We start from the raw sequence: 5,589 nt of genomic DNA, 5'->3' as shown, positions 1-5,589 counted from the left end.
GGAGCAGCATCCAGACCATGCGTGTGCATCTGAGCCGGATCAGGGTCGCAACCGCCCGCATGGTTTCACCCACCGAGCCCAGCTTTTTGCTGGCCAGCACTTTGGGCGTATGCACAACCGCACTTGCAGGCATGGCCAAACCACGCAACGCCCACCGCAACCGCGCGGACAGATCGGTTCCGTTCAGTTGATACGCTTCCTGCGTGGTCCGACGCCATTTGGCCTTGAGCGCAGGCCAATCCTGGCGTGATGGATGACTGACCCGAAAATCGTCTTCATAGATCAGGCTATAGCCACGGGACACAGCACGCATGGTCCATTCCCGGTCCTCGGACACACCGTTAAGAAACCCGCCGATTGCGTCGAACACGTCACGCCGGGTCAGCAGGTTGCCTGCGCCTGAAAAGCCCTGGACTTCGATGTATCTGCGGAAATTGAAGGCAAAGACCGCCTCGAACGCTTCGGCACCGCTGCGGGGTGCCGGGGTTTCGTCAAAGACATCAACGCGACCCCCGATCAGGTCAGCCCTGTCCGCAATCCTGCGCCCAACTGTCAGCCAATCAGAGGCGGGAACGCAATCAGCATCGATGAAGAACAACCGCGGGGCTGTGGTTTCGGCAACGCCGCGATTGCGGGCATGGGCCGCGCCCTTTTGGGTTTCCACCACAAACCGCACCTTGGGAAAGGCGCGGCTTATCTGATCCAGAGACACCGGAGAGGCATTGTCGACAACAATGATTTCCGTGTTGGAAATATCATTGTCCATCAAGGCGCTCAGACAGCGTTCCAGCCTGGGAATGTCGTTATAATGCGGGATGATGACCGCGTCAGCCGGGTGTGTTTCAGTAGTAACCTTGGTCATTGCCGAAAGCTCCGCTGATATAGCGGCATTTGTTCAGGACGATCCCCATAACCTGCGTCAGTTCGGCCAGTTGCCGTTCTGCGACATCGATATGATCGATGCTTGTTTCTTCAGCTGCCGCCAGCAGCAACGCGCAATCGACATTCTTGAGGAACCCGTGGCTGTCATCGCTCACCATCAAGGGGGGCGTATCGAACAGAATGATGTCTGGTTTGAATTCCGCCTCGATCTCTTCCAGAATTTCGATGGCGCGCCGGCTCTGCAGAATTTCGGCCGGATTGCGGGTCTGGGCGTAGTTCAACCCGAAAATCACGTTGCTGCCATGGCGGCGCCCATGATCCCGGAACGCCACGGATCCCTGCAAAACATCCGCCATACTGTGTTCGCCGGTCTGCTGCAGGATCTCGGCCAGCCCTCTGCGCCGCAGGTCCAGATCAACCACAATCGTTTTCAGGTCTGCCTGCCGCCCAAGGCTGAAAGCAAGGTTGGCAGCCGCCGTGCTTTTGCCGCAACCGCTGTACGGAGAGGTCAGCGCCACCCGACGCCAGCCATTTGACAGGATCTGCTGCAACATTTTGGTGCGCAGCATGTCATAAGATCCCGCTGCCTGACCGCCCCCATAAGAGACCAGGCGGTTTCTGGAAATGAGGCGCGGCTTGATCTTGATCTCGGGCACAGCTGCCCAGGCGTCGACACCGCTTTCCTCGGGCTCAACCTGAAACTCTTCCGGTGCTTGCTGCGGCGGAACCTGCCGGTTTTCCCGTTCTTCACGGGCCTTTTGAATCGCCTGCTGAAGACGGTCCATCACACCCTCCTCAGGATATACAGAACAGACATCACCAGCGAACCTCCAATTTATCCATCACACGTTCGGCGATCAGATCAAGGGGCAGATAATACGTGTGGACAGCCCACACCGCCGCCGGAACACCAACCATGATAGCCAGGATCACCGCGATCCAGGCCAGGCGGTAAATGATCACCTCTTTGCGCGAACGCATGTAAGGGATGGTCGCAATCGGCCACACCTCAAGTTTATTGATCAGATCTTCGGGCCGTCTCACCGAACGGTTCAACAGCTCAAGCAATAGGATCAGCCCAAGCCCCAGCCCGATGCCAAAGACCGTTCCGCCCCCTGCGATCATCAGGCGGTTGGGTTTGGTCGGACCGCTTGGGACCACCGGATATTCGATCACCGAAATCCGCTGTCCCTGAGAGGTTACTTCGATCCGTTCGCCCGTTGATGCCGAGGCAAGGCGTGTCACAGCGTTGTTGTACTGAGTCTGGATATTATCGTGATCGCGCTGCAACTCGGCCAGCGTAATTGCATTGGCCGGGGTTTGGTCGATCGTCAGGGTCAAATCTGTAAGGCGGTCTTCGATCACGGCGCGTTTATCTTCCTCGGCGGCAATCTGCGAATCCAGCTGCGCCAGCTGAATATCGAGCGCCGAGTTCCCCGTCTGCGTATCGGCAGGCACACTGCCAGCGGCCTGCTCAGCCGCCACAACCTCTTCTAAGCGGGCAATCCGGGCGCGCAGCAGTTTGATCTGCGGATTGTTTTCGGAATAGAGCACAAGCTGATTGTCCAGCTGGTTGCGCAGTTGCGCCAATTGTTGTTGGGCCTGGGTCTGCGCTTGCTGCCCCACACCGACAATCTGTCCGGTCGAACTGTAGATGCTCAGCAGTTTCTCGCGCTGACCTTTGAGCGCAAATATCTGCTGGTCGGTCTGTTCCAGATTGGTCTGCAACGTGCCTTGCTGGGCCATGCGGAACTGCAGGCTGCTGGGAAGCGCATCCGAATTTTCATTCTGGAATTTCAGGATCCGGGCGCTGCGCTTGTCCAGCTCATCGCTCAGCCGCTCGACCTCCTGTTCAAAAAATTCCAGTGTATCGGACGCCCGCCCCTTACGGTACGAGACATCCAGCTTCTGGATTTCGGTCAGGTATTCGTTCAGTACCCCGGCCGCGATCGCGCCTGAACGTGCCTCAAAGACGATGGTCATCAAGCTGGCCTGATTGCGGCCAGTGCTGATGTGGATATGTGTATTCCGGCGCAGGGCATCGACGATCTGGTCGGGCGTTGCCTCTTGCTGATCAGGCAGAACCTCAAAATTGCGCGCAATGTCCAAAAGAACCGGGCGTGTCAGCAGACGCTGCTCCACAATTTGCAGCTGTTCAGCCGCAGATGTGTTCACGGTACTGGCCGCCAAATTGCCTGGAATCTGCGGGGATTCAACAATCAGCCGCATCTGGGATTCATATGTTGGAGGCAAAGCTCTGGCGATGATGATCGACGCCACAGACACAATCAGAGCAACGATCAGAAAATACGGAAACCGTCTCAGGAAAATGGAAAAGTAATAGCGAACGGGGCCCATTTCAGACTGTCAGCTCCTTCTCAAGCGAGTTTCCACCAAAAAATACACCATCCTGAACGACCTGGCTGACGATATTTTCGTCGATATCCTTGGTTTCATTGGTCCAGGCATAAAGCAGCGCAAAGTCGCAGAACTGGTTTACAAGCCGCGGCACCCCCCTGGTTTGCTGAAAGATCTGCTGACAGGCGGCTTCCGTGAACTCTTCACCCGACCCACCGGCAATCTTCATCCTGTGCCTGATGTAATGGTCCACCGACTCTTCATCCATGCGTTCCAAATGAAAGCTTGCCGCGACCCGTTGCGTCAACTGGCGCATCTTGGGATCCAGAACCAGGTCACGCAGCTCGGGCTGCCCGACCAGAACCAGCTGGATCAGCTCATCCGTGTTGGCGTTGATATTGGTCAGCATACGGATTTCTTCCAATCCCTCGACCGTCAGATTCTGCGCCTCGTCAAAGATCAGCACCACGCGGCGGCCTTCGGCATATTCCGCGACCAGAAAATCCTGAAGCGCCCGGAACAGCTGAACATAGCTGGCGTCATTCTCGATCGGCAACCCAAGGGCGTGCAACACCCATTGCAGCAATTCGCCCCGCCCGCCCTGCGCGTTCGAGATCAACCCTACCGTGATCGAGTCTTCCATCTCGCTCAGCAAGTGCTGCACAAGGGTAGTCTTCCCGGCCCCGATCTCACCAGTCAGGACAGTGATGGGGGCACAGCTCATGATTCCGAACTGCAACACCGAATAGCCGCGCTTGTGCAGCGGCGACCAATACATGAACCCGGGGTCCGGCAGCAGCGTGAAAGGGCGCCGGTCCAGTCCAAAGAAATCTAGGTAGAATCCGTCTTTGGGAACCATGGTCGCACGGTCGCCTTCCGCTTTGTCACACCCGGTTCTGGTTTCTCGGAAATCATCCAACTTAACACTCTGAACCACCAGAAAACCCTTACAGACACTAACATATCACATGAACCAAAAGTACTTAGTGACGAGCGTGCCATAAAATCAAGACATGTCCCACCCCTAACAGTTACATGCGTTAAATGGCCTTACAGGCAAATTCAATCAATGCTCATCAGGGTGATTGTTTCCGGAAACCTTCTTCAAAAACTGCTTAAAATAGCGCCAATCCGGGCGCTACGTGCCTAAGGCCCATGCGGGCGGACGCCCTCTCATTAACACCTTCTTTGGGATCAAATTAACGTAAATTTCATCATTGTGGCCGCATTTGACACAACTTTTGGGTCCTCAGACCAAAGCAAGAAGAACAAAGCCCCCAAATCGCCCCTTTAAAAAAGCGGTTCTGGTGGTCAGCCAGGGTTCTGTCACATGATTATTGTTTGGCATGTGGTTCGGAATTTGTTAAGAATTGTGCCGTGGAAGTCTGCCAAGCGTTGTTGGTATCGGCAGAGCTAAATTGATATAAATGTATAACATTTTTTATACATAAGTTGAGGTTGAGCATAGCTAGTTCCTGAGTTGAGTAGGTGGTGTTTTGGGTGTTTGTGTGTGCCGGGGGGTTATATAGTGACAATTCATTCGAAAGAGGTGGCCAACCCTGGCTACCCTAGTGCTCCGGTTATGCCTGTCGCCGCGCGCAGGTCGGGGTTTTACAGAAATGGCGGAAAACGCATCTTCGATGTTGCTTTCGTGCTGCTGTCGGCACCCTTCGTTGTTCCGCTGGTTCTGATGCTTGCCATCCTGCTGCTGTGTCAGGGTGTCACCCCGTTTTATCGCCAGAAACGCGTCGGTCGGAACGGCAAGAGCTTCAACCTGCTAAAACTGCGCACCATGGTTCACGACGCCGAGGCTGTTCTGGAAAAGCACCTTGCCGAGAACCCCGAAGCGCGGGCCGAATGGGACCTCAACCAGAAGCTGCGTGATGACCCGCGGATCACCAAGCTGGGCCCGTTCCTGCGGAAGTCCTCCATGGATGAGTTGCCGCAATTCTGGAATGTCCTTGTCGGCGAAATGTCCGTTGTCGGCCCCCGCCCCATGATGGAATCCCAAAAAGAGCTGTACCCAAGCAAGCTCTACTACTCCATGCGCCCCGGCATTTCGGGTCTGTGGCAGGTCTCCAAGCGCAATCAGTCAACTTTCGCCGAGCGGGCCCATCACGATTCCGAATACTGGAAAACCATGTCCTTTGGCACCGATCTGTCCATTCTGGCCCGGACCGTTACGGTCGTATTGCGCTGCACCGGCTGCTGACATCGCCGTAGCATGGCGCCAGGATGGACCCGGGCAGGCGCTGTCTGGCCCACTTCAGGCTGTGCGGGAGACACAACAATGACATCGACCAACACCCCTTTTGGCAAAACGCTGGCGGTCCTCCTGCTCTCCGCCAC

5 protein-coding genes are annotated in these 5,589 nt (G+C 55.9%); 1 reads left to right on the top strand and 4 read right to left on the bottom strand.

The window, feature by feature from the left end; all coding sequences use genetic code 11:
- The 4 genes from AC2FNU_RS23740 to AC2FNU_RS23725 form a co-directional block, all read right to left on the bottom strand.
- On the bottom strand, nt 1–862 hold an 862-nt coding region (locus AC2FNU_RS23740; RefSeq protein ID WP_496793627.1), incomplete at its 3' end, for a glycosyltransferase family 2 protein.
- Entirely contained in the window at nt 843–1,667 is an 825-nt protein-coding gene (locus AC2FNU_RS23735; protein ID WP_496793624.1) for a CpsD/CapB family tyrosine-protein kinase, read from the bottom strand. The genes AC2FNU_RS23735 and AC2FNU_RS23740, both read right to left, overlap by 20 nt.
- A gap of 31 nt (nt 1,668–1,698) precedes the next feature.
- Nucleotides 1,699–3,240 carry a GumC family protein gene (locus AC2FNU_RS23730; protein ID WP_496793620.1) on the bottom strand — a complete coding sequence of 514 codons (1,542 nt, stop codon included), beginning with the start codon at nt 3,238–3,240 and terminating at the stop codon, nt 1,699–1,701.
- A 1-nt stretch (nt 3,241) separates the two neighbouring features.
- Complete coding sequence (locus AC2FNU_RS23725; RefSeq protein ID WP_496793619.1) at nt 3,242–4,159, bottom strand: ExeA family protein; 918 nt, start codon at nt 4,157–4,159, stop codon at nt 3,242–3,244.
- A 609-nt stretch (nt 4,160–4,768) separates the two neighbouring features.
- On the opposite strand from AC2FNU_RS23725, the gene AC2FNU_RS23720 reads away from it, so the two are divergent.
- A complete protein-coding gene (locus tag AC2FNU_RS23720) occupies nt 4,769–5,452 on the top strand; it encodes a sugar transferase (RefSeq protein ID WP_496793616.1) in 684 nt (227 codons plus the stop codon).
- The last annotated feature ends 137 nt before the right edge of the window (nt 5,453–5,589 follow it).

This window comes from Ruegeria sp. BHSB064, assembly GCF_059613205.1.
Note: the sequence above shows the minus strand (reverse complement) of the source record. Positions and strands in the feature narration are given on the sequence as shown.

Excerpts from the sequence above, each read along its gene's own strand:
- AC2FNU_RS23735 (WP_496793624.1), bottom strand. The coding sequence starts at position 1,667 with ATGGACCGTCTTCAGCAGGCGATTCAAAAGGCCCGTGAAGAACGGGAA.
- AC2FNU_RS23730 (WP_496793620.1), bottom strand. The coding sequence starts at position 3,240 with ATGGGCCCCGTTCGCTATTACTTTTCCATTTTCCTGAGACGGTTTCCG.